30 protein-coding genes are annotated in these 24,928 nt (G+C 70.9%); 17 read left to right on the top strand and 13 right to left on the bottom strand.

Annotated features, from left to right (window positions below):
- Positions 1–47: 47 nt before the first annotated feature.
- Positions 48–926, top strand: coding sequence for a hypothetical protein (locus tag Q9R28_RS05570; RefSeq protein WP_251160783.1), 879 nt, complete (start codon positions 48–50; stop codon positions 924–926).
- 259 nt (positions 927–1,185) lie between these two features.
- The gene (locus Q9R28_RS05565) at positions 1,186–1,710 is read left to right on the top strand and encodes a GNAT family N-acetyltransferase (protein ID WP_251160782.1); all 525 of its coding nucleotides are present in this window, start codon (positions 1,186–1,188) and stop codon (positions 1,708–1,710) included.
- A gap of 222 nt (positions 1,711–1,932) precedes the next feature.
- Here the strand turns inward: Q9R28_RS05565 and Q9R28_RS05560 are convergent, their stop codons facing one another.
- The 6 genes from Q9R28_RS05560 to Q9R28_RS05535 form a co-directional block, all read right to left on the bottom strand.
- Entirely contained in the window at positions 1,933–2,394 is a 462-nt protein-coding gene (locus tag Q9R28_RS05560; protein WP_311205641.1) for a hypothetical protein, read from the bottom strand.
- A complete protein-coding gene (locus Q9R28_RS05555) occupies positions 2,351–2,941 on the bottom strand; it encodes an RNA polymerase sigma factor (protein ID WP_251160780.1) in 591 nt (196 codons plus the stop codon). The genes Q9R28_RS05560 and Q9R28_RS05555 overlap by 44 nt, the downstream gene beginning before the upstream one ends.
- A 125-nt stretch (positions 2,942–3,066) precedes the next feature.
- Positions 3,067–3,876, bottom strand: coding sequence for a hypothetical protein (locus Q9R28_RS05550; protein WP_251160779.1), 810 nt, complete (start codon positions 3,874–3,876; stop codon positions 3,067–3,069).
- 207 nt (positions 3,877–4,083) lie between these two features.
- Positions 4,084–4,257 carry a hypothetical protein gene (locus Q9R28_RS05545; protein WP_251160778.1) on the bottom strand — a complete coding sequence of 58 codons (174 nt, stop codon included), beginning with the start codon at positions 4,255–4,257 and terminating at the stop codon, positions 4,084–4,086.
- Positions 4,258–4,594: 337 nt separating this feature from the next.
- Positions 4,595–5,119: an AAA family ATPase gene (locus Q9R28_RS05540; protein ID WP_251160777.1), complete on the bottom strand. Its 525-nt coding sequence runs from the start codon at positions 5,117–5,119 to the stop codon at positions 4,595–4,597.
- A 124-nt stretch (positions 5,120–5,243) separates the two neighbouring features.
- On the bottom strand, positions 5,244–5,981 hold the full coding sequence (locus Q9R28_RS05535) for an alpha/beta fold hydrolase (protein WP_251160776.1): 738 nt from the start codon (positions 5,979–5,981) through the stop codon (positions 5,244–5,246).
- A 70-nt stretch (positions 5,982–6,051) separates the two neighbouring features.
- On the opposite strand from Q9R28_RS05535, the gene Q9R28_RS05530 reads away from it, so the two are divergent.
- The 3 genes from Q9R28_RS05530 (at position 6,052) to Q9R28_RS05520 (ending at position 8,055) form a co-directional block, all read left to right on the top strand.
- The gene (locus tag Q9R28_RS05530) at positions 6,052–6,768 is read left to right on the top strand and encodes a YafY family protein (RefSeq protein ID WP_251160775.1); all 717 of its coding nucleotides are present in this window, start codon (positions 6,052–6,054) and stop codon (positions 6,766–6,768) included.
- Positions 6,769–6,847: 79 nt separating this feature from the next.
- Positions 6,848–7,540: a YafY family protein gene (locus Q9R28_RS05525; RefSeq protein ID WP_251160774.1), complete on the top strand. Its 693-nt coding sequence runs from the start codon at positions 6,848–6,850 to the stop codon at positions 7,538–7,540.
- A 131-nt stretch (positions 7,541–7,671) separates the two neighbouring features.
- Complete coding sequence (locus Q9R28_RS05520; RefSeq protein WP_311205640.1) at positions 7,672–8,055, top strand: VOC family protein; 384 nt, start codon at positions 7,672–7,674, stop codon at positions 8,053–8,055.
- A 36-nt stretch (positions 8,056–8,091) separates the two neighbouring features.
- On the opposite strand, the gene Q9R28_RS05515 is transcribed toward Q9R28_RS05520, so the two are convergent.
- Positions 8,092–8,670: a TetR/AcrR family transcriptional regulator gene (locus Q9R28_RS05515; protein WP_251160772.1), complete on the bottom strand. Its 579-nt coding sequence runs from the start codon at positions 8,668–8,670 to the stop codon at positions 8,092–8,094.
- Between the two features lie 77 nt (positions 8,671–8,747).
- Between Q9R28_RS05515 and Q9R28_RS05510 the strand changes: the two genes are divergently transcribed.
- Complete coding sequence (locus tag Q9R28_RS05510; RefSeq protein ID WP_144411401.1) at positions 8,748–9,482, top strand: SDR family NAD(P)-dependent oxidoreductase; 735 nt, start codon at positions 8,748–8,750, stop codon at positions 9,480–9,482.
- 114 nt (positions 9,483–9,596) lie between these two features.
- On the opposite strand, the gene Q9R28_RS05505 is transcribed toward Q9R28_RS05510, so the two are convergent.
- Positions 9,597–11,258 carry a putative Ig domain-containing protein gene (locus Q9R28_RS05505; RefSeq protein ID WP_251160771.1) on the bottom strand — a complete coding sequence of 554 codons (1,662 nt, stop codon included), beginning with the start codon at positions 11,256–11,258 and terminating at the stop codon, positions 9,597–9,599.
- Positions 11,259–11,503: 245 nt separating this feature from the next.
- On the opposite strand from Q9R28_RS05505, the gene Q9R28_RS05500 reads away from it, so the two are divergent.
- On the top strand, positions 11,504–11,860 hold the full coding sequence (locus Q9R28_RS05500; RefSeq protein ID WP_251155629.1) for a hypothetical protein: 357 nt from the start codon (positions 11,504–11,506) through the stop codon (positions 11,858–11,860).
- Positions 11,861–11,915: 55 nt separating this feature from the next.
- Here Q9R28_RS05500 and Q9R28_RS05495 read toward each other — a convergent pair whose 3' ends face one another.
- From Q9R28_RS05495 to Q9R28_RS05485, 3 genes are read right to left on the bottom strand one after another with little or no spacing between them, the layout of a single operon-like run.
- Complete coding sequence (locus Q9R28_RS05495; protein WP_311205639.1) at positions 11,916–12,470, bottom strand: GNAT family protein; 555 nt, start codon at positions 12,468–12,470, stop codon at positions 11,916–11,918.
- Positions 12,471–12,493: 23 nt separating this feature from the next.
- On the bottom strand, positions 12,494–12,973 hold the full coding sequence (locus tag Q9R28_RS05490; protein ID WP_209684790.1) for a MarR family transcriptional regulator: 480 nt from the start codon (positions 12,971–12,973) through the stop codon (positions 12,494–12,496).
- Positions 12,974–12,982: 9 nt separating this feature from the next.
- On the bottom strand, positions 12,983–13,636 hold the full coding sequence (locus Q9R28_RS05485; protein WP_311205638.1) for a response regulator transcription factor: 654 nt from the start codon (positions 13,634–13,636) through the stop codon (positions 12,983–12,985).
- A 191-nt stretch (positions 13,637–13,827) separates the two neighbouring features.
- Here Q9R28_RS05485 and Q9R28_RS05480 point away from each other — a divergent pair, with 191 nt between their 5' ends.
- From Q9R28_RS05480 to Q9R28_RS05465, 4 genes are read left to right on the top strand one after another with little or no spacing between them, the layout of a single operon-like run.
- Entirely contained in the window at positions 13,828–14,748 is a 921-nt protein-coding gene (locus tag Q9R28_RS05480) for a bacteriorhodopsin (RefSeq protein WP_066657486.1), read from the top strand.
- On the top strand, positions 14,735–16,147 hold the full coding sequence (locus tag Q9R28_RS05475) for a lycopene cyclase family protein (RefSeq protein ID WP_311205637.1): 1,413 nt from the start codon (positions 14,735–14,737) through the stop codon (positions 16,145–16,147). The genes Q9R28_RS05480 and Q9R28_RS05475 overlap by 14 nt, the downstream gene beginning before the upstream one ends.
- Positions 16,144–17,268, top strand: coding sequence for a Brp/Blh family beta-carotene 15,15'-dioxygenase (locus Q9R28_RS05470; RefSeq protein WP_311205636.1), 1,125 nt, complete (start codon positions 16,144–16,146; stop codon positions 17,266–17,268). The genes Q9R28_RS05475 and Q9R28_RS05470 overlap by 4 nt, the downstream gene beginning before the upstream one ends.
- Positions 17,265–18,365, top strand: a complete 1,101-nt coding sequence (locus Q9R28_RS05465) for an AI-2E family transporter (RefSeq protein WP_311205635.1) — start codon at positions 17,265–17,267, stop codon at positions 18,363–18,365. Before Q9R28_RS05470 ends, Q9R28_RS05465 begins: the two co-directional genes overlap by 4 nt.
- Positions 18,366–18,410: 45 nt before the next feature.
- Here the strand turns inward: Q9R28_RS05465 and Q9R28_RS05460 are convergent, their stop codons facing one another.
- Positions 18,411–19,394 (bottom strand): TerC family protein, encoded by a 984-nt coding sequence (locus Q9R28_RS05460; protein WP_209684796.1) that lies wholly within the window; start codon positions 19,392–19,394, stop codon positions 18,411–18,413.
- A gap of 75 nt (positions 19,395–19,469) precedes the next feature.
- On the bottom strand, positions 19,470–19,922 hold the full coding sequence (locus Q9R28_RS05455; protein ID WP_271825857.1) for a MarR family winged helix-turn-helix transcriptional regulator: 453 nt from the start codon (positions 19,920–19,922) through the stop codon (positions 19,470–19,472).
- Between the two features lie 164 nt (positions 19,923–20,086).
- Here Q9R28_RS05455 and Q9R28_RS05450 point away from each other — a divergent pair, with 164 nt between their 5' ends.
- The 6 genes from Q9R28_RS05450 (at position 20,087) to Q9R28_RS05425 (ending at position 24,911) form a co-directional block, all read left to right on the top strand.
- Positions 20,087–20,740 carry a hypothetical protein gene (locus Q9R28_RS05450; protein WP_209684798.1) on the top strand — a complete coding sequence of 218 codons (654 nt, stop codon included), beginning with the start codon at positions 20,087–20,089 and terminating at the stop codon, positions 20,738–20,740.
- Positions 20,741–21,034: 294 nt separating this feature from the next.
- Positions 21,035–21,916 (top strand): S26 family signal peptidase, encoded by an 882-nt coding sequence (locus tag Q9R28_RS05445; protein ID WP_209684801.1) that lies wholly within the window; start codon positions 21,035–21,037, stop codon positions 21,914–21,916.
- A complete protein-coding gene (locus tag Q9R28_RS05440; RefSeq protein ID WP_311205634.1) occupies positions 21,913–22,764 on the top strand; it encodes a LamG domain-containing protein in 852 nt (283 codons plus the stop codon). Before Q9R28_RS05445 ends, Q9R28_RS05440 begins: the two co-directional genes overlap by 4 nt.
- Before the next feature lie 176 nt (positions 22,765–22,940).
- Positions 22,941–23,378 (top strand): ester cyclase, encoded by a 438-nt coding sequence (locus Q9R28_RS05435; RefSeq protein WP_311205633.1) that lies wholly within the window; start codon positions 22,941–22,943, stop codon positions 23,376–23,378.
- Positions 23,379–23,457: 79 nt separating this feature from the next.
- On the top strand, positions 23,458–24,198 hold the full coding sequence (locus Q9R28_RS05430) for a copper resistance protein CopC (protein ID WP_311205632.1): 741 nt from the start codon (positions 23,458–23,460) through the stop codon (positions 24,196–24,198).
- Positions 24,195–24,911 carry an NUDIX hydrolase gene (locus Q9R28_RS05425; RefSeq protein WP_396137152.1) on the top strand — a complete coding sequence of 239 codons (717 nt, stop codon included), beginning with the start codon at positions 24,195–24,197 and terminating at the stop codon, positions 24,909–24,911. The genes Q9R28_RS05430 and Q9R28_RS05425 overlap by 4 nt, the downstream gene beginning before the upstream one ends.
- The last annotated feature ends 17 nt before the right edge of the window (positions 24,912–24,928 follow it).

Genomic DNA, 24,928 nt, shown 5'->3' with positions numbered 1-24,928 from the left:
TGGCCCGTGTGCGCAGACAGACATTTGAGTCACCGTATCGTTATTCCGTGCTTCGCCCTCTCCGACGATCCATCATCCGTCTGACCCCTCCTGCGGTGGTGGTGGCAATCGCCTTGGGCATGGCCCTCGCAGGCTGTTCCGCGTCTCCGGAACCCGCCGCCTCCCACACCACCCCGGTGGCCTCTCGGACGCCGCAGGCGATCACCGCGGCACAGTTCTCTCAGCGTTTGGCCGCCTACGAGCGGAAGCACGACATTCGTATCTGGGTCGATGCCATTGATACTGGTAACGACCACCACTTGGGCTTCCGCGCCACCGAAACGGTACCGATCGACATGCTCAGCTTTACCGCGAGCGTGCTCGTGCTTGCGAACGCCTCCGATGACCAACTCGCAGCGTCTCCGGCCGCGTCTGAAACCGGGGTCGAAACGGGGACCCCTGCGACGCTCCTGGATGCTGTCAGCGCCGCCCTACAGACCAATGCGCCGCAAGCGGAGCAGACGCTCGTCACCTGGCTCGGCGGAGATGATGCGTTCCGTCGCCGCGCGGGCGAGCTCCTCGAGCAGCAGGGTGCCGGGCCGTCAGCGCGGAGCTTCGCAGCCCTGCTCGACAACGCTGTATACGGCGAAACGCTTGCCCCGGACCGTCGCGGCACGTTACGGAACATCCTGCTCAACAGCCCGGAGTCCCCTGCGACCGCTGCGGGCACCGACGCGCCGTGGGAAGTAGCCGGGGTCAGCGACACAAGCCAAGCCGGCAGCCTCGCCGAGGTCAGCACCCTCGAAGTGCCCTACCGTGCCTCGGGAGACGCGGCCCCCGTCGTGCTCGCACTCGTCGTCACCGGCGCTCCCGACGTTGAGACTGCGAACCGAGCCGCCCAGGAAGTGTCTCGGCTCGTCACCCACGTCCTGCCGCCAACGCGTTGACTAACAGAGCGGGGGCTTCCCACGCTCCGAAGCTGGGCGTGAGCTAGCCCGGCCCCAACCGACATCCGGTCATCCGGTCATCCGGTCATCCGGTCATCCGGTCATCCGGTCATCCGGTCATCCGGTCATCCGGACTCGATCACGACACCGAATACGGCGAGAACGACGACGCGGAACAAAGCTGCTCACAGGCGGATCGCGCCGAACTTCCGCCCTCCGTCCGATGAACGATCGGTAAGTGAGACGTTGTGATGCCGCGGTGAGCGTCCTCCACACTGGTCTGGTGGTGAGCATCCGGCGGGCACGTGTTGATGACGCCGAAAGGGTCGGACTGTTTCAGACGCTGATGTGGGAGCAGACCTACCGTGGCATCGTCCCGGACTCTTTCTTAGACGCCCGGTCCCTCCGTCCGACGACGGATCGCTGGGCAGAGCGCATCGGCAGCGGCAGTCGACTCGTGTTCGTTGCAGAGTCGCCCGAGGAACAAGTCATTGGTGTCGCGAGCACGAGCCGCAGTTCCGGCGACTCGAGCAGATTGCCGACCCTGGAGCTCTCGACGATGTACGTAGATCAAGAGGCCCAGGGCACGGGGGTTGCCTCAAGCCTCCTGAATGCTGCGCTCAACGAAGAGGATGCTCACCTCCTCGTGTTCTCGTTCAACGAGCGCGCTCAACGCTTCTACGCCAAACACGGCTTCCAGCGCCGAGGAGATCGACAGATCGATTCAGGGACTGGGCTCTACGAAGAACGCTGGGTGCGAGAGACCAGGAGACTGTCTCGGTAAACGGTCGTGCGCTCGAAAGGGTGGCGCCCTGCCGCCGGCCCGGATGGGGATGGTCGTCCGGATACGCACGACTGCGGAGCCGCCCCTGGGGGCAGCTCCGCAGTCACGTTCAGACGGACTTGCTGACGGCGGTCTCCTTCATCCATGCGGTGATGTCGATCGGCTGCGTCGGGGGCAGGGTCAACGCATCAGGCCTGATCGGGAACCCCTGCACCGCGGCCACTACTCGCGCCCGACGACGATAGCGACGCTCACGCCGTTCTGACCAGCGACGCTCGCACGGCATGCGCCGATGTCATTCGTCGCCTTCTCGTTCGCGGCGGTGTTGGCCGGGAAGTAGATGCGGACCCAGTTCTCACCCTCGGGCGAGGAGGATGCGACATCGGTCCAACCTGCCTCTGCCATACACTCGATGAACGCGTGCTGGTACGGCACCGCGGTCTGCATGTCGTAGGGGATGTCCGACGGGCCGTTGACAACGAAGGCCGCACCGGTGAGCGCTCCGACGACGAGCGCCCCAGCGCCGACTCCGATCGAGAGACGACCGATCCGCCGCTTGCGCAGCGAGGAGAAGCTCCGTCGGCCGGCGATGCGGTCATCCAGGGCCCGTCGCCCGCGGTCGAGGGTCGCGGCGTCGGGCTCAGACATGACGGTTCCCGATCGAAGGAGTTGCAGTTCGTCCATTGGTTCGTTCCTGTTCCGGGGCTGCGCCCCTGCCTGTTGCGGTCCGGAGCTGCGCTCGCGCACGGTTGATGCGTGATCGGACCGTGCCCACGGGGATGTGCAGCGCCGCGGCGACGTCCTCGTAGCTCAGGTCCGCCGACGTGTGCAGCAGCAACGCGTCGCGGTCTCGTGGTGACAGTCGCGTGACCGCTCGCATCACCTCGGTGAGGGCCGCGGCGTGCGGCGCGACATCATCGACGCCGACCAATGCGAGCGCGTCGTCGTCGACGGACTCGCTCAGGTGCCGGTGCTCTTGTCGGCGGTGCTGCCGGATCGCCACGGTGGCGAACCCGAGCAGCCACGGCAGCGCGGACACGACGGACATGTCGAAGCGCTTCCGGCGCTCGAAGGCCGCGAGGAACGTGTTCGACAACACGTCCTCCGCACCCTCAGCCCCAACGCGGCTTGCCGCGTAGCGGTACACGGCGCGCGCGTGCCGGGCGTACAACTCCCCGAACGCGGGCGGTTGATCCAGCGACAGGCGGATCAGCTCACTATCTGTGCTCACACCCTGTATCCGCACCTAGCAGGAGAAAAGTTCACACCGTGATCCTCTCCCGACGGTCTTGGCCCCTCGAGGATCCGGCACCGTAGAGCGTCCGATAGGCGATCCATCACCGGACGTCGCTCAGCTCAAGGCCTCGATCGCGGCGCTCGGCGCGGGTTAAGTAGATCGCCATCCCAGCTCAGGTCGTCATCCTCGTGGACTTCGAAGGCCTCGTAACGGTCGTCCGCGAGGACGCTGTCGACGAGTGCGCGTGAGCCGGCGACGATCGTCGAGTCCCAGTCCTCCTCTGACGCGACCACCCAGGCGTGATCCTCGGGCCAGATTAGCGACGTGTATGGCCCCTCCTGGCCGTAGCGGCTGCATTCCCATCCCGGAACGGTGCGTTGCGCCCACGTCGGGTCCGCGAGCTCACGCAAACTCGAGCTGAACAACCACATGTCCCGACCGGGCCAGTGCATCTGCATGCGAGCTCGAGCGCGCCCGTTCCCGCTTCGCTCTGCCCAGGGCGGGTTGCCGGTGCCCTCCCACGCTCCAATGACCAAGTCATTCGGTGTTTGTGTCGCGACCAGTAGGTGCGAGGTCAGGGCTGCCAGGTCCTCCGGATCAAACCAGCCGTCGTTTGACTGATCGACCCGCCACCCATCAGGCCAATCCCTGGTCTGCTCTTCGTCAGTGATCCGCCACCACTGCACCAGGGGATGCATCACTCGGCTGTTGCGGCGCGCGACCTCGGCCCACCTCCAACGCGTGTTCTCAGCGTCGATGGCATTGCCCCACTCGTCGACCGTGGTCGGGTCAGTGCGGTGTGCGTCTACCGTGTGCAGCAGCCGCGCGTACGCCTCGAAGCCCTTGCCAGCGACACCACCGACGGTCGCCCATCGGCCGGCGCGCTCCACCAGCCACACACCGCGCGCGGCTTCGGTCAGGAGGATCACCCGGCCAGCATGACAGGGTAAACGCCGTCGCCTGCCCGGGACGCAGTCCCAGTTGACCATCGGCTACCGGACGCTCGGCGATGGAACCGATGCTTCGCTCTCGTCTCCGCCCTGAGCGCGTGATCCAGATCGCGACTCCCGCGTGAGTCGACACCTCGACGAGCGACGATCGCCCCAGCATCGAAGGCTGCTGGGGCGGTCGTCGCCTCACCGCGGTCCTGACCTCTGCCGCTTCCGTCGGGCGATCACGGCATCTCCAGCGATGAGGGTGAGTGCTGAGGCGGCTCCGATGATGGCGAGCAACCACCAGCTGATGTCGGTGAGGAAGCCGATCAAGCCGAGGACGACGATGGGAATCGGAATGAATTTCAGCAAGTTCATTGCACCTCAACTGCAGTTGCTTCGAGCAGTCTTCACGAAGGGTCGAGACTCGCCGCCGATCTTCGTCTGATAGCAGGAGTTGCCCGCGTACTTCTTGTTCGAGTAGATCTTCGCGATGCTGGATCTGAGGCTTCCAGCTGACCGTGATGGCGGGTCGGCTGGTCGGGGGTGTGGGGGCGAGTAGCACTGGAGTGCGGGGACATGCCCTCCCCCTCCGCAGAGTCCCGATAGCCGATCGTTCGCTGAGACAGCATCAGGACCGTCACTCGCGACCGGCCGCCGATCGCGCGACCCGCTCACAGCCGATGCGATGCCGTTGAGCGGTTGCCGAGCAGGGTCACTCCCAGTTCAGGGCGGTGATGACGCGCCGGGCGACGCAGTCCAATGATTCGGCGGACACGTCGATCGTGATGCTCGCCGCGTTCTCCTCGTCGAGAATCCCATCCAACTGCCCGCTCCGGGACAGGTGCCAATCTCGCTCTTCGCCGGGCTCGTGCCGTTCCAGGAGGCGCTCTCGAACGCGATGCAGGTCAACTCGGAGACGAACAAGAACGACCGGACAGCCGAGCGCCTCGCTGTACTGCTGAAGCGCTCCCGCACCCTCGACCACCCCGGCCACGACAAAGCGAGTCACGCCAGCGCGACGGTAGTTGTCCGCCACCGACCGAAGGTTGGCAGCTTCAAGAGCGGTGTTGAACGGGTCATCGGGCGGGGCTGGCCAGCATCGCCGGAGCTCGTCAAGGTCAATGACGGCGTGCGGCACCTGCGAAGCGCGCAGGCGCTGACCGACCGCGTAGGCCGTGGAGGTCTTCCCGGACCCGACGGTGCCAGTGATGAGCACGCACGTCGCCAGCTTCGACATGATCGCCACCCTAAAGTACGGACCGGGCAACGAGGCGGCTGCTGGCAGGGGGCCACTACGAACGTGGGTGACCAGAATGTTCCGGTAGCCGATGGGCTACCGGACGTCGTCGTCGGAGGCGCCACTACCGCGCGGACTCCTGGGCGATCAGCCGTCCCAGCGCTTCTGGACGACTCCACATCGGCCAGTGCCCGGTCGGGAGATCGACGACGTCGACTCGCTCGAGCTTCGCGATCGGCGCGAACATCGGATGCCCGGCGCGGGCAAGCTCGAGGACCTGCGCGCTCGGGAAGGAACAACACACCAGCGTGGTCGGCACACGCGTACTTCCCTGATCGTGCAACACGACCGGATCGCGCAGGACGGAGGCGGGCTGCGACACGGCCTGCATGCGGAACTGCTCGAGGTCCGTGTCGCTCAGACCGTCGATGCTGGCCTGGGCGGAGAGTTGGCCGAAGGGCGGCAGCGGCAGCTCGACGACGTCCTCCGGGAGATCGGGCGCGGACGCGACCCCGGATGCCATCGGGCCCGAGTCGACCCAGATGACGCGGCGGACGAGGTCCGGGTGTCGGTCGAGGAAGACGCTCACCGGAGCGTTCGCGCCGCTGTGCGCGACGATCACTGCTTGCTCGTCCCTGGAGATCCCGAGACGCTCGCTGAGGCGTTCGACGGCCGCGACCTGATCGGCGAGGGTCCTCGTCAAGCGGTCGTGGTCCCCGCGATCCAGTCCCGGCAGGGTCAGCGGCACGGCCTGCCACTGCGCAGCGTCCAAGGCCTCGATGACCGCATCCCACGCCCGAGCGCCGAGCCAGTGCCCGGCGATGAGGATGATCGGTGTCCTGTGAGGGGAGTTCGTCGTCATGGGACCACTGTGGGGGTGTGTATGGACAGCTGTGTGTCACCATCTCCGTCATGATCTTGCGACTGCTCCGGTGAAGCGCGTCGAGCGTCTGCACGCGTTGTCGGAGATGCTGCAGCGTGGCGGTACCCGTGGGTACAGCGCGGATCGACTGGCCCGCGAGTTCGCCGTGTCGACCCGGACGATCAAACGCGACCTCGCCGCGCTGTCGAGCAGCGGCGCAGCGGTCTGGTCCCGACCCGGACCCGGCGGGGGGTACGGGCTGGCCGCAGGATCGACCCTGCCGCCGGTGACGTTGTCGTCGACGCAGGCATCAGCCCTGCTGGCAGCCGTTGCCGCTGCACCGGATGCTCCGTACGCGGATCAAGCAGCAGCTGGCGTGCAGAAGATCCTCGACGTCCTCGACCCGGTCACCCGTGGCCGAGCGGTCGAACTGGCAGGCCGCGTCTGGGTCAACACCGTCCAGGCCCCCTCTCGTGCCGTGCGATCGGCACTCGAGGAGGCCATGACGGCGCAGCGGGTGGTCCGACTCCGGTACAGGTCCGCAGCCGACGAGATCACCGACCGGGACGTCGAACCCATGCTGTTCGCCTCCACCAACGGACAGTGGTACCTCATCGCCTGGTGCCGGCTCAGGGGCGCGATCCGCTGGTTCGCGATCACGCGCGTGGACCGCGCGAGCGTCACAGGTCAGCCGTGCACTGCCCATTCACTGGAGGAGATCGGTGTGCCTCCACAGCAGGCTCGACCCGCGCACGGACGCGAGTGGGGGGTGGGCAGCAGGAACTGACCCGCTCGGCGCTGTCCGCCGCCCCCACGCGTCGAGGCGGCGGTCGTCGAGCCGGTCCGCCCTGCCGGATGATGGGTCCGTGAACCGCACCGACCGCCTCTACGGCATCGTGGAGGAGCTCCGGGCCGCCGCACCCCGGCCGCGGAGCGCACGGCGTCTCGCGGAGCGGTTCGAGGTGTCCGTGCGGACCGTCGAGCGGGACCTGGCGGCGCTGCAGCAGTCGGGTCTGCCGATCTGGGCCGAGCCCGGCCGCACCGGCGGGTACGTCATCGACGCCTCGGCGACGCTCGGCCCCGCCGGCTTCACGCCGGACGAGGCCCTCGCGGTGCTGATCGGCCTCGGCGCCCTCGGCAACAGCCCGTTCCGGCAGGCCGCCCGGACCGCGGCACGCAAGGTGCTCGCGGTCATGCCGGACCGCGACGCGGCTCGCGCCGGTGCCGCTGCGTCCCGGGTGCACTTCCTGGAGGCCGACGAGGACCCCGTCACGCCGGTCGCCTTCGCGGAGGCGCTGGGTGCGGACCGGGTGGTGCGCCTGCGGTACCGGGCTGCGGACGGCGCGGAGTCGATCCGGGACGTCGAACCGCTGGGATCGATCGAGAAGGACGGGCAGTGGTACCTGGTCGCGTGGTGCCGACTGCGTGACGGCGTCCGTGCGTTCCGCGCCGACCGGATGGTGGCGATCGAGGTCACCGACGAACGACCACCGAGGCGCGTGCTCCGGACCGAGGACCTGGGCGTCGAGTACGGGCGACTGCGCCCGGTCGTCGACTGACCGCGTCCGCGCTCTCACGACGGGATCCCGCGGACACGGACGGGATCCCGCGAACACCGACAGGACGGTGTCGCGACCCCCGGTGAGGCTGGGCGCCGACCACGTCAGCACCAGCACCACCGGAGGACCCCTTGTCGTTCGCATCCATCCGCATCGTCACCGACGACCTCGACGGTCTCGTCGCCTTCTACGAGCGGGTCACCGGCCGGCGCGCCGAACGCCCCGCACCCGTCTTCGCGCAGTTCACCGGCCCCGGCGCGGCCCTCGCGATCGCCGGTACCGCCACCGTCGCGATGCTCGGCGGGGCCCTGACGCCCGCCACGAACCGGTCGGTGTTCATCGAGTTCGCGGTGGCCGACGTCGACGGCGCCTTCGCGGAGCTCCGGCTCGGACCGGAGGACGTCGTCCTCGAGCCGACCACGATGCCCTGGGGCAACCGCTCGGCGTTGGTCCGTGATCCCGACGGCAACGTCGTCAACCTGTTCAGCAGGCCGGCGCCCGACCGCGCCCGGTGACCACGAGGTCGGGCCGCGCCCCTCCCGGTGGACCGGCTACTGCGCCGGTCCGAGCAGTGCCCGTGCGGCTGCCGCTGCCGCCCGGGCCCACGGTCGGGACGGGTCGGCCTGCGCACTGGCCATGGCGCCGTCGTAGAGCAGGCAGAGCTGGAGCGCGGTGCCGTCGACGTCCGCGGAACCGGCTTCTGCCAGGAGGCCGCTGAACAGTCCGCGCACCCAGTCGCGGTGCTCGAGCGTCACCTCGTGCGTGGGGTGTCCGGCGCCGTACTCGGCCTCGACGTTGATGAACGGGCACCCGCGGTAACCGGGCTCGTCGAACCACTCGCCGAGCAGCGCGAACACGGCGACGATCCGCTCCTGCGGTGTCGCGCCGCGCTGCGGGAGCTCGGTCGCGACGTGGTCCTGCCAGGCGGTGCTCCGGCCGCGCAGGTAGCCGAGCACGAGGTCGTCCTTCGTGCGGAAGTGCGTGTAGAGGCTCGCCTTCGAGATGTCCGCTGCTGCCGCGACCTGGTCGACCCCGACGGCGTGGATGCCCTGCTCGTAGAACAGCCGGTCGGCGGTCACGACGGCGCGTTCGTACGCGGGACGGCGGCGTGTCTTGGTGGGCTCGGCCATGGTTTGACTTTACTGCACCGATCTGTACAGTTACCAGCACCACAAACCAAACAGATCTGTTCAGTTAGGACTGTCCCATGAGCACCACCGCCCTCATCACCGGTTCCACCAGCGGCATCGGCCGCGCGACCGCCGAGCTCCTCGCCTCGCGCGGCGTGCACGTCGTCGTGTCCGGCCGCAGCGCCGAGCGCGGCGAGGAGGTCGTCCGCGGCATCCGCGCGGCCGGCGGTACCGCAGACTTCGTGCGCGCCGAGCTCGGCGACGCGGAGAGCGCCAGGGCCCTCGCCGCTGCGGCGCTGCGCATCGGTGACGGTCGGGTCGACGTGCTCGTGAACAGCGCGGGCATCTTCCCGTTCGGCCCGACCGCCGACACCACGCCCGAGGGGTTCGACGAGGTCTACGACCTCAACGTCAAGGCGCCGTACTTCCTCGTCGCAGCGCTCGCGCCGGGCATGGCGGAGCGTGGCACGGGCGCGATCGTCAACGTGACCACGATGGTCGCCGAGTTCGGCGCCGCCGGCATGGGCCTGTACGGCTCGACCAAGGCGGCGCTGGTCCTGTTGACGAAGTCGTGGGCGGCCGAGTTCGGTCCCTCCGGCGTCCGCGTGAACGCGGTCAGCCCCGGACCGACCCGTACCGAGGGCACCGCGGCCATGGGTGAGGCACTCGACCAGTTGGCCGCGGCCGGTCCGGCGGGTCGCCCGGGCTCCGCGCAGGAGGTCGCCGAGGCGATCGCGTTCCTCGCGGCCGACGCGGCGTCCTTCGTGCACGGCGCGGTCCTGCCCGTCGACGGCGGCCGCATCGCCGTCTGACCCACCCATCCACGGACGCGCGACGGCCCCGCTGCGTCCGGGAGGGACGTGGCGGGGCCGCGGGAGGAACCTCCCGTCCGTCAGGTGGGCACCTGACGGACGGGAGGGACCGGGTCAGGAACGGGCGCGTCGACGACGCAGCGTGCGTGCGCCGATCAGGCCGGCACCGGCGACGAGCAGACCGAGTGCCCACGCGATCGGCGAGGTCTCGTCGGCGCCGGTGTAGGCGAGCCGGCCGTGGCCCTTCGGCGCCGACGCGGTGCCGTGCTGCACCGCAGCGGGTGTCGTGGTGCCGCCCGGGACGGCCGCGACCGGCGTCGGCGTCACCTGCACGTCGAACGCGGTGCTGAAGTCGGACGCGCTGACCGTCAGGCGGTGCACCGAGGCGTGCGGGAAGGTGACCCCGACGAAGCCCGAGTCACCGAGCAGGGAGTCCTGTTCCACGACGTCGGACGCGACGTTCGAGCGGACGTCGATGGTGGTCACGCCGAGGTCGTCCTCCTCGTCCTCGACCGCGTTGCCGAACTCGTCGACCAGGGTGCCGGACAGCAGCAGCGTGCCGCCCTGCGGGACGGTCGGGGTGCCGCCGGGGACCTCGTCGATGAACTCCGACCCGCCGAAGGGCGTCTGCTCCCAGTCGGTGTGCTCGGTGACGACCGACCCGTCGGCCTTGATGATCCAGGACCGGAGCGAGCCGGACTTCTTCGTCGCCTCGTCGTCGAACCAGCCGACCGGGAAGCCGGCCTTCGCGTAGTCGATGAAGTCGGCGCGGTCGACCGCGGTCGCCTCGAGCCCGACCGGTGCGGCGGCCTGCACGTCGAGCTCGACGGTCTGCGTCACGGTCTCGGTCCCGCTCGTCGCGGTGACGGCGAAGTCCCAGTACGAGGCATCGACGGTCGTCCCGCTGAGCACGCCGGTCGCCGGGTCGAACGAGATCCCCTCGGGCAGCTGGTCGGCCGGGGTCCAGCCGTCCGCGTCCTCGCCGTCCTCGGAGTTGTAGTAGTCGAGGGCCAGCACGGGCTTCGGTGAGCCGATCGCGCGGAAGGTGTACGAGAACGCCTCGCCCGCGGTCGCGGTGAGGGTCAGGTCGCCCTCGGTCGTGATGCCGTCGGTGACCGGCTCGCCGTCCTCGTCGACGAAGACCGGGGCCTGCGTGATCGGGTCGGTCTGGGCCGACTCGGACTCGACGGCGATCCCGCCCTGCGTGTTCGTGACGGCGACCATGACGACCTTGCCGGCGTCGGTGGGCTTCACCACGTAGCTCTGGCCCTGGCTGACGGACGTGCCGTCGACGGTCCACGAGTAGCTGAGGTTCGTCGGGGCGGTGAAGCCCGAGGGCTCGGCAGTGAGCTTCGACCCGACCGCGGCGACGCCGTCGATCGTCACGGTGCCGGCGGCCGCGGGGCGGTCGGCGGTCGTCGAGGAGCCGGTCGGCTCGTCGCCCTCGGACGGGGTCGGCGCGTCGGTGGCGGGGGTCTCGGTGGCGGGGGCGTCGGTCGTCGGAGCAGCCGTCGACGGTGCGTCGGTGGCGGGGGCGTCCGAGGTCGGGGTCCCCGTCGCGGGTGCCTCCGTGCTCGGCGTGTCGGTACTCGGGCTGTCGGTGCTCGGGGCGATCGTCGACGTGGTCCCGCCGTCCGCGACGGCGGTGCTCGTCGTCGGCTCGACGGCGGAGGCCGACGTCGCGGTCATGATGCCGAGGCCGGTCGTGAGGCCGACGAGGGCGATGGTCGTGCCGACGGCGCAGGCGCGTCGGGCGGTGGAGGTGCTACGGCGCACGGGTTCCCCCAGGGGTCAGGTGACAGAACGGGAATCTGTCGGTTCGCGCAGAGTAGGAGGATCCTGGGCGCGCGGCTGGTCCCCCGCCCGAGGGGCAGACGGGAAAGTCCCGGTCAGCACCGGTCGTTCCACCGTGGGCTGAACGGGGGCTCAGGCAAGATCCGCCGCGCGGATGACCCGGGTGGCCGGGTGGCGACGCGGGAACCGGCGCATCCGCACACCTCGGGACGACCTACCCTGGACGGATGCTCTCCCGCCGTGACGCCGCGATCCGGCTCGACATCCCCCTCGAGATGGCCGCTCGCCACGGCATCCCGTCGCACATCAGCGAGGCCGAGCTCGAGCGCATCGAGCAGGACCCGCCCGCCTGGCTGGTGCAGTCCCGGGGCAACCGCACGGGGACGAAGAAGGTCTGGACGCACCTGGAGTGCGCCGTCTGCGGGTTCTCCGAGCAGGAGCGGCCGAAGAAGTGGTGGCCGGACTGGACGCTGCTCGTGTGCGACGACCACGACGAGGTGCCGCCGCCCGCGGCCGGGACGACACGACACCTCGTGTACGGCGTCGGCAGTCGGTTCACCGCCCTGGTCGACGAGCCGTCCTGATCGTGACGAGTCGGGCTGATCGCGACGAGTCGGGCTGATCGCGACGACTCCTCGGTCAGTCGTCGAGCGTGACGGCGTCCCACGCGAACGTCGTCACCCGACCCGTCTCCCAGTCCCGCCGGAGGACGCCGTACGCCACCGACGCCAGCGGTGCTCCGCCCTCGACCGGCCACGACTCCCGGTAGTGCGCCTCCTGCACCCACCCGGCGCGCAGGAACACGCGTCGCATCGCGGTGTTGTCCTCGCGCGTCTGCCCCTCGAAGCGCGTCACGTCGGGCATGGTGCGGAACACGTGGTCGGTCACCGCTCGGAGCGCCGGCACCCCGAGTCCCTGCCCACGGATCGCCGGGGCGAGCCGCAGGTCGAGCAGTGGTGCCGGGTCCTGCAGGTCCTCGAGGACGACCAGCCCGACGCGTCCGAGCCGCTCGTCGTCGAGCCACCACGAGTCGTGCTCGTCGTCGCGGAACGCACCGCGGTCGATCGCGCGCTCCAGGTCGACGCGGGTGGGCTGCGGACGGACGTGGAAGGGGAAGCGGGCAGACGTGTGGAAGGTGACCAGGGCCTCCCGGTCGGCGCCCTGCGGGTCGGTCCTGGTCAGCGTGATCGTCACGCCCCCACGGTACGACCCGGGGATCACCGTTCGGGTGGGGTCGCGAGCAGGAGCTGTGCGTCCAGCACCGGGTCCGCGACCGCGGTGCGCGCCAGCGCGTCCGCCGCCGTGCGCACGGCGGACCGCTCCTCGGGGGTCATCCGGCGCAGCGCCGCCCGGAACTCGACGGCCCGACGCGCGAGCACGCGCTCGACGAGCGCGAGGGCGTCCTCACCGGCGGTGACCAGGACCTCGCGACCGGAGGTCCTCCGGGTCACCCACCCGTCGCGGACAAGACGGTCGACCATCCGGGTGATGCCGGAGGGGAGCAGCCCGAGCTCGACGGCCAGGTCCCCGGCCCGCAGCGGGCCACGGGTCGCCAGGAGGACGAGGATCCGGTACTGCTGCAGCGTGACCTGCTCGAGCGCGGGCGCGAGGGAGCGGAGCACGATGCCGAGCCCGACGACCGACGCGTCCACGACGGACGACTCCGTTCGTGACTGCTGCTCATCGTCGTCGCCCACCGGGCCAGCCTACGGCGACGTGGCCCGGTCGACGCTGCGGTGGTCGGGCCGGAACCCGTGGTCGGTCCCCCACAGCACCGCGTCGACCCTGGTCCGGGCGCCGATCTTGCTGTAGAGCGTGCGGATGTGGGTCTTCACCGTGTTCGGGCTGAGGTGCGTCAGTTCGGCGATCTCGTCGTTGCGTTTCCCCTGGGTGATCAGGGCGAGGATCTCGGACTGCCGGTCCGAGATCCCGAGCTCGCGGCCGGGCCAGTCGACACCCGGCCCGCTCGCCACCCGACGTCGCGGCTCGTCCAGCACCCGCTCGCCCGCCGCGACGCGGAGGAGCCCGTCGGCGAGCTGCTCGGCGGTCGAGCTCTTCGCGAAGTAGCCCGTCGCGCCACGGGACACGGCGGCGTCGATGAGGTCCTGGTCCATCTTCCACGTGAAGACGGCGACGGTCCGGATGCGGGGGTTCGAGGCCAGCCGGGTCACGTCCTCGTCGTCGGGCTGCGGTTGGGCGAACGTGTCGTAGAGCGCCACGTCGACGTCCACGGTCACCCGGTGACGGGCGTCGAGCTGCACGACCTCGAGTCGGTCCGAGAACGGGGCGAGCAGGTCGGCGAGGCCGCGGAGGACGAGTTCGTAGTCGTTGACGAGTGCGACGCGGATGCGCTCGGACATCTGGATCCTCTCAGGACCACCCCTGGGGGTGAGACGGGCGCGATGGTGCCCTGGTTCGTTCGGGATCACCACGCTACGGACGGTGCTGTACCCCGTCCGCAGCCGGGCCTGGGAACCGCAACGGTTGCCCAGGAGCAAGTTCTCCTGGTCGGCGGTGTCCCGTCGGCCCTCGATCCCCTGGAAGGACCCCCATGTCGGATGCACTCGCTCCGTGGAACGCGACGCTGACGCTCGCGGAGCACACGCTCATCGTCTACGCACTCTCGGTCGCGGGACTCGCGCTCTTCGCGTTCTTCGTGAAGTCGTGGGTCTCGGTCAGCGAGGTCACCGGCCGGTACCGCAGCGGCGTGTACGCGGGGTTGTGCATCACCGGCATCGCGTTCCTGTCGTACGTCCTGCTCGTGCTCGAGTTCGCGATCGGCTACGACCGCAAGGGTGCGTCCTGGGTGCCGAACGCGAACGCGATCCTGTCCTGGGCGCCGCGCTACTTCGACTGGACCGTCACCGTGCCGCTGCTGGTGATCGAGCTCATCGCCGTCGCCACCCTCGCCGGTGCCGCGGCCCGTCGACTGCGTGCGGTGGGCATCGCCGCCGCGTTCCTGATGATCAGCACCGGCTTCGTCGGCGGTGTCGTCATCGACTCCGGCACGAACACGGGCGCGCTCTGGACCTGGGGCGTCATCTCCGGCGTCTTCATGGTGGTCCTGTACGTCCTCGTCGTCTACGTCGTCGTCAAGGGCGGCCGTGACCTCAAGGGGACCGAGGCCGCCGGGACGCTCCGCAACGCCGGGATCCTGCTCATCGTCACGTGGATGGCGTACCCGGTCGTCTTCGGCCTGCAGGGCTGGGGGCACGGGGGCGCGGTCATCACGTGGATGCAGATCGTCCTGTCGGCAGCCGACATCGTCGCGAAGGTCGGCTTCGGGTCGATGATCCACAAGATCGCCAAGCTCCGCTCCGCCGAGGACGTCCGCACCGGCGTCGACACCCTCCCCGAGGCGCTCTGGATCTCGTCCGAGAAGCTCTCCGACGGCACGCTCCCGAACACCGCCACGGCGCACCACTCGCAGCACGCCACCGCCGCCCCCGGTGCGCAGCGTGCTCGTCGCTGACCCGACGGTCGCGACCAGCCAGGGGGTCGGAGCGCACGGCGTTCCGGCCCCCGGCCCCGTCCGTCCGGCCCTGCCCGGCACCGTCGACGTCGCGATCGTCGGGGCCGGCTGTTCCGGGCTGGCCACCGCGATCCGGCTCGCCGAGGCCGAGACGGAGACCGAGACCGGTGCCGGTGTCGGTGCTGGTGCCGAGGCCGGTTCCGCGGGCGCACCGACCGTCCTCGTGCTCGAGGGGCGCTCGACGCCCGACCCGCGGTCGTGGTGCTCGTGGGACGACGGCAGTGATCCCCTGCCGGAGGCACGGTCGGCGAGCTGGGACCGGTGGGAGGTCCGCACGGACCACGGGACGAGCACCGGGACCGACCCCGCACACCCCTACGTGCTCGTCCGGGCCGCCGATCGTCGGGAGGCAGCCGAGCGACGGATCGCCGCGGGTGGCCACGACACCGCCGGGACCGTCCGCGTCGTCGGCGGTGCCCCCGTCTCGACGGTCGTGCACACCGATGACGGGTGCGTCGTGACCTCCCGGCTCGGGACGGTGCGCGCACGGCAGGTGCTCGACGCCCGAGGACCCCGGTGCCCGGACCACGTCGGCGCAGGCCGCGTGCTCCTGCACCAGCGGTTCGTCGGACACTGGGTCACCGCCGACCGACCCGTGTTCGACACGTCGACCGCGACGCTCATGGACTTCACCGGGCAGGACGCCGCCGGACCCGTCCGGTTCGTCTACGTCCTGCCGGTCTCCCCCACCGAGGCGCTCGTCGAGAGCACGGTCTTCACCCCGGACGCCGCCGACCCGTTCGACCACGAGGGCCACGTCGCCGGCTACGTCGGGCGACGGTGGGGGCTCCGTCCGGACGAGTGGCGCGTGGTCGACGAGGAACGCGGGTGCATCCCGATGACCGACGCACCCGCACGGCCCGACGCCCGGTGGTCGGCAGCGACCGCCGTCGTGGGGACGACCCGACAGAGCAGCGGCTACGGGTTCGCCCGCAGCAACCGGCACAGCGCGGTCGTCGCGCAGCACCTCGCCGCCGGGACCGCGGTGCCGCCGTTCGTCGACGGGTGGCGGACGCGCTTCCTCGACGCGGTGTTCCTGCGGTTCCTGCGGGCCCGGCCGGAGCAGGCAGCGGAGGCGTTCCGGCGGCTCTTCGCGCTGCCCGGCCCCCTCGTCGTCCGGTTCCTGTCGGAGCGGTCGACCCCGATCGACGAGCTGCGCATCATCTTGGCGCTGCAGAAGCGCCCATTCCTGGCGGCACTGGCGCGGACCGCCCGTGACGCGGTCGTCCGGACCCGGACGGACCGGGACACGATCGCCCAGACCCGGACCCAGACCCGGACCCGGACCCGGACCCGGACGGACCGGGACACGGCCGTCCGGTCCGGGGGCCGATCGTGACCGCGGTGCCGGCGGGCGTCCTGCCCGACCGCGGGCTCGCGGCGCCGCCCGCGCTCCGCACCTGGGTCGCCGACCGCGTGCTCGCGCCGGTGACCGCGGTGCTCGCGCTCGTCGCACTCGCCTGCGCCGTCACGACGCTCAGCGGCGCTGTCGTCCCCGTGGCGGTGCAGCTCGTGCCCTTCGCGGTGAGCGTGCTGGTCTTCGGGCTCCCCCACGGCGCCCTCGACCACCTGGTCCCCGCGCGCCTGCGCCCGGGGACGAGCACCGCGCGGTCGGTCGTCACGGTCGTGGCGCTCTACCTCGTCGTCGGCGCGGCGACGGTCGCGCTCTGGACCACCGCACCGCTGCTCGGCTTCGCGGTGTTCGTCGGGATCACCTGGTTCCACTGGGGGCAGGGCGACCTGTTCGTCGACCGGCTGCTCGGCGACGGCGTGCCGGGTGCGCTCGGGTCCACCCTGACCGTGGCGGTGCGCGGAGCCCTGCCGATGACCGTGCCGTTCATCGCGCAGCCGGGTGCCGCCGCGCACGTGGTCGTCGAGTCGGCGGCGGTGGTCGACGGCGGGCTCGACGGCGCCGTGCTCGTGGTGCCCGGCGCGGTCCGGCTCGCCGGCGCCGTCCTGGTCGCCGCGCTCGTCGTGCTGCACGTCGTGGTCGTCGCCCGTGCCAGCGGACCGCGCTGGCGGCAGGTCTCCGAGGACCTCGTGCTCGTCGCGTTCTTCGCCGTCGTGCCGCCGGTGCTCGCGGTCGGCCTCTACTTCACGCTGTGGCACGCGGTCCGGCACATCCTGCGCCTCGAGCTGACCGAGCCGACGAGCGCGGGACAGCTGCACCGCGGGCGGCTGCTCGCGCCGTTCCTCCGCTTCGCCCGTCAGGCGTGGCCGATCACCGCGATCGCGGTGGCGATGCTCGTGGCACTCGCCGTCGTGGTCCGCCGAGCCGACCTCGGCGTCTACCTGGTGCTCATCGCGGCACTCACCACCCCGCACACCGTCGTCGTCACGTGGATGGACCACGTGCAGCGCACCTGGTCCCGACGCACACCGGACCACGTGACGCACCCCCGTGCCGAGCGCTCGACCGCTCCCGCGGCACCAGCACCCCGAACGAAGGACACCCCGTGACCACCACACCCGCTCCCCGCCCGTCCGGCCTGCGCACGGGCGCGGTGTTCGCCGGTCGCATCCTCGTCATCGCGGCGGCCGTCGGTCTGGTCGGGTGGATCGCCTTCACCCTGTCGAACGTCGTGGTGCCCCTGCTCATCGGGCTGGTCGTCGCCGCGCTGCTCGTGCCCTTCAGTGCCCTGCTGCAGCGTCACGGTGTCCCGGGGTGGCTCGCGATCGTCCTCGCGCTGCTGTCGCTCGTCGTCGGGATCGCCCTGCTCGTCTTCCTGGTCGTCTGGCGCGTCAGCGAGCAGCTCCCGAGCCTCGAGGACCGCACGGTGGCGCTCATCGGCACCGTGCAGGACCTGCTGCGGCACCCGCCGTTCGGCCTGCCGTCGGTCGACCTCGACACGCTCTCGACGGACGCCAGGACCTTCGTCGAGCAGCACGCCGCCGAACTGCAGCAGGGCGTCGTCGTCGCGGGCGCCACCCTCGTGCACCTCGGCGAAGGGCTCTTCATCGTGACCTTCGTGACGATCTTCGCGCTCACCGGCGGGCGGCGGATGTGGGAGTGGGTCGTCTCGCTCTTCCCCCGGGCCGCGCAGCACCGGATCGGCGTCGCCGGCAGGGCGGGGTGGACGACCCTGACGCACTTCATCCGCGTGCAGGTCGTCATCGCGGCGACGGACGCGATCGGCATCGCACTCGGCGCGTTCCTGCTCGGGGTGCCGCTCGCCGGGCCGATCGGTGTCGTGGTGTTCGTCGGGGCGTTCATCCCGGTCGTCGGGGCCTTCGCCGCCGGGGCCGTCGCGGTGCTCCTGGCGCTGCTGTTCAAGGGCTGGGTGGTCGCCCTGGTCATGCTCGGGGTCGTCGTGCTCGTGCAGCAGCTCGAGGGCCAGGTGCTGCACCCGTTCCTGACCGGGTCCGTCGTCGCCGTGCACCCGCTCGCGGTGCTGCTCGCGGTGATCGCCGGCACGACGATCGGCGGGATCGCCGGCGGGTTCTTCGCCGTACCGCTCGCCGCGACCGCGAACTCGATGATCCGGGCGGCCCGGCAGGACGACCCCGACGTCGAGATCGCCCTGCCGATCCCGCAGAGCGCCGAGCCCACCGCCTGACGCAGCCGCAGGGTCAGCGCCGGCCGACCACCGCGGCCCGGGTGGTCAGCGCCCGCTGACCACCGCGTCCCGTCGCATCCGGACGAGGCTCGCCCCCGTCGCGCCCGCCATCGCGACGAGGATCACCACGAGGGACACCCACGTCGGGATCTCCGGCGCCCACGAGAACCCCTCGCCCCCGTTGAGGAACGGCAGCTCGTTCTCGTGCAGGGCGTGCAGCACGAGCTTCACGCCGATGAACGCCAGGATGAGCGCGATCCCGTACTTCAGGTAGACCAGGCGCTCGAGCAGCCCGCCGAGCAGGAAGTACAGCTGCCGCAGACCCATCAGGGCGAACACGTTCGCGGTGAAGACGATGAACGCGCTCTCGGTGATGCCGAAGATCGCGGGGATCGAGTCGAGCGCGAACAGCAGGTCCGTCGTACCGATCGCGATGAGCACGATGAGCAGCGGTGTGAAGTGCTTCGCGCCGTCCTGGGAGACGCGGAACTTCATGCCGTCGAACTCGTCCGTGATGCGCACCCGACGGCGCAGCAGGCGGACGAGGGCGCTGTCCTGCTGCTCCTCGTCGTCGTCCTCACGGAGCTGCTGGATCGCGGTCCAGATGAGCCACGCGCCGAACAGGTAGAAGATCCAGGTGAAGTCCTCGATGAGCTGCGCGCCGACCAGGATGAACACCCCGCGCAGGACCAGGGCGATGATGATGCCGAGCATCAGCACCTCCTGCTGGATCGCCTTCGGCACGCTGAACCGCGCCATGATGATGACGAAGACGAACAGGTTGTCGATGCTCAGGCTGTACTCGGTCAGCCAGCCGGCGACGAACTGCCCCGCGGCGTCCCCGCCGGCGAAGACGAGCATGAGCACCGCGAAGACGAGCGCGAGCCCCACGTAGACACCGACCCACGTGCCCGATTCGCGCAGGCTCGGGACGTGCGGTCGGCGGGCGACGATGAGCAGGTCGACGAGCAGGATCGCGACGAGCGCGATGATGGAGCCGACCTCGAAGACGACGGGGAGCTGGGGCATCGTTCCAGTCTGGGGCATGCGGACGGGAGGCGCGCGGCGGGCCCTCGCCGTGCCTCCCGTCCGTCGCGTCCCGGTTCAGTCCCCGCGGACGCCGATCGCGTCGGCCGCCTGCTCGTACAGGCTGGTCGCCAGGGAGTTCAGCACCTCGTGGAGCTCGCCGCCGTGCGCGCCGTCGACGGCGCGCAGCATCGCGCCGTAGCGCGCGCGGTAGTCGTCGACGACGGCGTCGCCAGCCGGGAGCAGGCGCAGCAGGGACCCCCGTCGGTCCGCGGGGTTGGGTGCGCGCTCGATCAGCCCGGCGGCCGTCATGCGGTCGATCATGTTCGTCACCGCACCCGAGGTCAGCCCGAGGTAGCCGGCGACCTCGGTGGGGGTCGAGTACCCGGTGTCGCTGACGAGCACGAGCGCGCGCAGGGCGTTCTCGTGGATGCCGGCTCGCGTGCTGAGCTGGCCGACCAGGCTCGTGTTCGCGCGGACGACCGCGGCGAACGCCGCCATCAGGTCGGCGTCGTCGGTGGAGGGGGCCACGGGACCTGCTTCCGTCGAAGGGGGGACACGGGGCGTCCCCCGCTCTGGGGTAAGTATACGAGTGGTCAAATTGGTGAACAACTGACTATCTTGATCATTGAAGCAAGTGAGCCCGAACCACTTGCTCCGACTGCCCGCACCACCACCGAACGATGAGGTACACCGTGTCCACCAAGCTCCGCACCTCCGCGATGAAGCGGATCCGTTTCGCCCCCGTGGCACTCCTCGCCGGCATCTTCGCCGCCGTCCTGCTGTCGCTCTCGCTCACCGGCACCCTCTCCGGGTTCGCCGCGAGCATCACCAACTCGAGCAACACCGCCGCGACCGGCACGCTGGTCATGCAGGAGCAGAACGCCGGCGCGACCGTCACCTGCCTCAGCACCGACGGTGGTTCGGTCTCCACGAACGCGGCGACCTGCTCCACCATCAACAAGTTCGGTGGCAGCACGACGATGACGCCCGGCAACACCGTCAACACCGCGATCTCGATCAAGAACACCGGTACCGCGAACGCCGCGACCTTCACGCTGACCCCGGGTGCGACCTGCACGCAGTCGGCCAACGGCACGCAGAACGGCACCGCGACCGACCTCTGCGCGAAGATGAACCTCGTCATCACCTCGGGCTCGACCACCGTCTTCAGCGGCACCCTCGCCAGCTTCAAGGGTGCGCCGGCCTCGTCCTTCACGATGCCCCAGGCCCCCGCCGCCGGCGCCACCGTGCCGTTCAACTTCGCGGTCACCCTCGACCCGTCGGCCGGCAACACGTACCAGGGCCTCGCAGCGTCCGTCCCGATGACCTGGACCTTCACCGCCTGACCCGCAGGGAGCGAGCCGGCGTGACGCCCTGATCCCGTCCCGCCGGCACGGTACCCCCCGCTCCCAGACCGAACTCCACAGACCGACGCCCCCCGACCGGCCTCCCCCCTTCCGGCCGGGTGACGTCACCCCCGGCGCAGTCCGACCGTCATCCCCCCGTCCGGTCGGACGCGTCCACCCCGGCGGCGCTCGGACGTCCCCCCACGCCCGAGCGCCGCCCCCCTTCCCCACGCACTCCCCGCACCCGCACCACCCGCCGTCCCTCCGGGGCGGCCGACCCCACCGGAGCAGCAGATGAGCCAGACCGCAGCGATCCCGCTCAGCGGCACGCTCGACCGTCCGGTCCTGCGCGGCCGTGCCGTCAGCCGCTCCGAGACCGTCCTCGCCTGGACGGTCGCCGCGGTCGCCGCCGTGCTGCTGACCGCCGCGGTGCTGTTCCTGTCCGCCGGTGGTCGCTGGTTCGTCGTCGAGACGCCCTCGATGGGCGTGGCCGCCCCGGTCGGCACCCTCGTGCTCGACATGCCGGTCGACGTGGACACGCTCGCGGTCGGCGACGTCGTCTCGTTCGCGACCGATGCGAACCCCGGCGTCGTCTACACGCACCGCATCATCGGCATCGACGCGCAGGGCCTGCACACCCGCGGGGACATCAACGGTGCCACCGACCCGTGGACGCTCACGCAGCACGACGTCATCGGCGCACCGGTGCTCCTCGTGCCCCACCTCGGCTGGCTGTTCCGCGCCGCACCGATCCTGCTCGTCGGCACCCTGCTGATCTGGACGCTCACCAGCGCCTTCACCGACCGCGTGACCCGCACCTGCCTGCGCATCGCCGGTGGTGCCCTCACGACCTCGTACGCAGCCTTCGTCCTCAAGCCGTTCGTGAACGTGACCACGATCACGAACACCTCGAGCCCCGAGGGTGTCGAGGCGACCATCGTCTCCTCCGGGATGTTCCCCGTCCGCGTCGAGGCCCACGGCGGCACCACCGTGCACCTGGTCGACGGCCAGGTCGGACGCGTCGTCATCCACGAGCTCACGGCGAACGGGCACTACCAGCTGACCTCGAACATCCACCTCGACCCGGTCGGCTGGGCTGCGCTCGTCCTGGTGTGCCTCGTGCCGCTCGTGCTCTGCCTGGCCGTCGGCCGTGTCGAACCGGTGCGTGCCTCGTGAGGGCCGGTCGCCTCCGCGACGGCCGGGTCGTCGCCGCACTGCTCGTCGTCGCCCTCGCCGTGGTCGTGCTGCTCAACCAGTTCGCTCCGACGCGGTCCGCGTACAGCGCGACCGTCGCGAACACCGGCAACACCGCGGCGACCGCGCCGTACTTCACCTGCGGTGCCGCAGCGCTGGCCGACGCCTCCGGCGCGCTGTTCGCCTACGACCTCGACGAGGCTGCCGGCGCGAAGACCGCGGCGGACTCGTCGGGCAAGGGCAACGCCGGCACCTACCAGGGGTCGATGACCACGACCGCGAACCCGGCAGCGTGCTCCCGCGACGGTGGTCCGGCGTACACGCTGAACGGGTCGACGAGCTTCGTCTCGACGCCGCGGGCCTACGCGAACCCGACGACCTTCAGCGAGGAGGTCTGGTTCCGCACCACGGTGGCCGGTGGACTGCTCATCGGCTTCGGCAGCAACCAGGTCGCCACCTCGGGGCAGCACGACCGGCAGATCTACGTCAACACCTCGGGGCAGCTCGTGTTCGGCTCGTACAACGGCACCACGCAGGTGATCACGTCCCCGAAGGCCGTCACCGACGGTGCGTGGCACCACGTCGTGTCGACGATGTCGCCGACGAACGGGATGCGCCTGTACCTGGACGGCACCCTCGTCGCGTCGAACACCGCGTTCAAGGCCCCGGAGAACTACACCGGGTACTTCCGCATCGGGTACGACACCATCAGCGGGTGGCCGGGGGCGCCGTCCAGGGAGTACTTCACCGGGTCGATGCGGTACGCCGCCGTCTACTCGACCGAACTGTCCGCGACGCAGGTCGCGAACCACTACGCCGCCGGTCGCTGACCCACCGACACGGCGGACGGGAGGCGCGTGGCGGGGTCGCCGCGCGCCTCCCGTCCGCCTCCTCGACCGACCGGCTGCGTTCGCCGATCGGACAGCGTGTCCCTCGGACACCCGGGTCGTTCCGGGGTCTCCGGCGTAGCCAGGACCCTCACCGTCCGACCACGGGAGGAACCCACATGACCAAGGACGCGAACGCCGCCACGCAGGAGAAGCTCGGCGGGATCCTCGAGGCCCGCGACTGGGATCGCATGCACGAGGCCTGGCACGAGGACGTCGTCGACCACGACCCCGCACCCGGGCAGGCGCCCGGACTCGCCGGCATCGTCGACTTCTGGACGGAGTTCACGACGGCGTTCCCCGACGTCACGCTCGAGGCCGACCCGCTGATCGTCACCGACGACTTCGTCACCGCGGTGTTCACGATCCACGGCACGCACACGGGTCCGTTCCAGGGGCACGAGCCGACCGGACGCTCGTTCACCGTCCGTGGCATCCAGGTGTCGAAGTTCGTCGACGGCAGGATCGCGGAGCGCTGGGGCTCGACGGACCAGCAGGGCATCGAGGAGCAGCTGCAGCTCGGCTCGTCCGACGTGCAGTTCGTCAACAAGGGCTGACCGGGCCGCTCTGCCGGACGCCCCGGGTACGCTCGGGGCGTCCGGTACAAGCCGGGTCCGCCCTCGTCGAAAGGCACCCGTGCGTCTCCGAGCCCTCCTCGCCACCGTCGTCGTCGCAGCGCTCGCGCCCGTCCTGTTCGTCGCCGGACCGGCATCGGCCCACGACGTGCTGGTCGCGTCCGACCCGGTGGCCGACGCGACGGTCGCGGGTGACCTGGACCGCATCACCCTGACCCTCTCCGAACCGCCGCTCAGCGGCCTGCAGACCGGCATCGTGATCAGCGTCACCGACGCAGAGGACGCCGAGCACACGTCCGGCGAGGTCACGGTCGAGGGCAACACCATCGGCAAGGACCTCGACATCTCCGAAGCGGGGTCGTACTCGGTGCGGTGGCGGAGCGTCTCCGTCGACGGGCACCCGATCTCCGGCGAGTACCGGTTCGCGTCGAGCGGCCCGGCAGCGCTCGACTCCTCGACGACCTCGGGCATCGCGGAGACGCCGACCCCGACCGCTGCTGCGTCCTCCGCAGCGCCGACCGCGACCGCGACGGCGGACGCCGCGTCCGGCACCTCCGACGAGGTGTCGGCCACCCAGGCGGCCGCCGCCCCGGTCGACCACCGACACCACACGATCCTGCTGCTGATCGTCGCGCTGGTCGTCGTCGTGTTCGCGGGCGTCGTCGGCGTCCGCGCCCTGCTGGCCCGTCGGAACGGTGTCCCCGCCGCGGGACCGGACGTCGAGGACGGCACCGCCGGGCCCGACTCCGGCGAGCACGGCACGGTCGGACACGGCACGGACGAGGACGGCGCACGGCGGTGACCCGGCCGGCGCAGGTCCCGTCGGCCGACGCTGCCCGCGCGGCGCTCGCCGCCGCCGCCGGTCCCGACGCCGTCCCGCTCGTGCCCGCGATGCCGAGCACGCCGGACCCCCGGGCGGCGGCCGTGCTCATGCTCTTCGGAGTGCTCGACCGCACCCCGAGCACGCGCCCCGCCGTCGCCGATGCCGTGCACCGTGACCTCGACGTCCTGCTGCTCGCCCGCGCCTCGACCCTCCGCTCGCACCCGGGCGAGATCGCGTTCCCCGGCGGGCGCATCGACCCGGACGACGTCGACGCGCCCGCTGCGGCTCTGCGGGAGGCCCGCGAGGAGACCGGGCTCGACCCGTCCGGTGTCGAGGTCCTCGGCGCACTGCCCGCCGTACCGCTCGCGCACTCGAACCACCTGGTGCGGCCCGTGCTCGGGTGGTGGCGCGAACCGACGCCCGTGCGGGTCGTCGACGAACGGGAGTCCGCCGCCGTCTTCCGGACGCCCGTGGCCGACCTGCTCGATCCGGCGAACCGCGGGGTGACCGTCCTCCGCCGCGGCGGCCGGGAGTGGCGGGGGCCGGCCTTCACGGTACGGTCGGACCAGGGCGTGCACACGCTCTGGGGGTTCACGGCGATGCTGCTCGACGCGCTCTTCGACCGGCTCGGCTGGACGGAGCCCTGGGACGCGGGGCACGAGCTCCCGCTCCCTGCGCACCGAAGGACCTGACCCCTGCTCTCCACCCT

The sequence above is a fragment of the Curtobacterium sp. BRD11 genome, assembly GCF_031844345.1.
Taxonomy (GTDB): Bacteria; Actinomycetota; Actinomycetes; order Actinomycetales; family Microbacteriaceae; genus Curtobacterium.
This window is presented reverse-complemented; position numbering and strand designations above follow the sequence as displayed.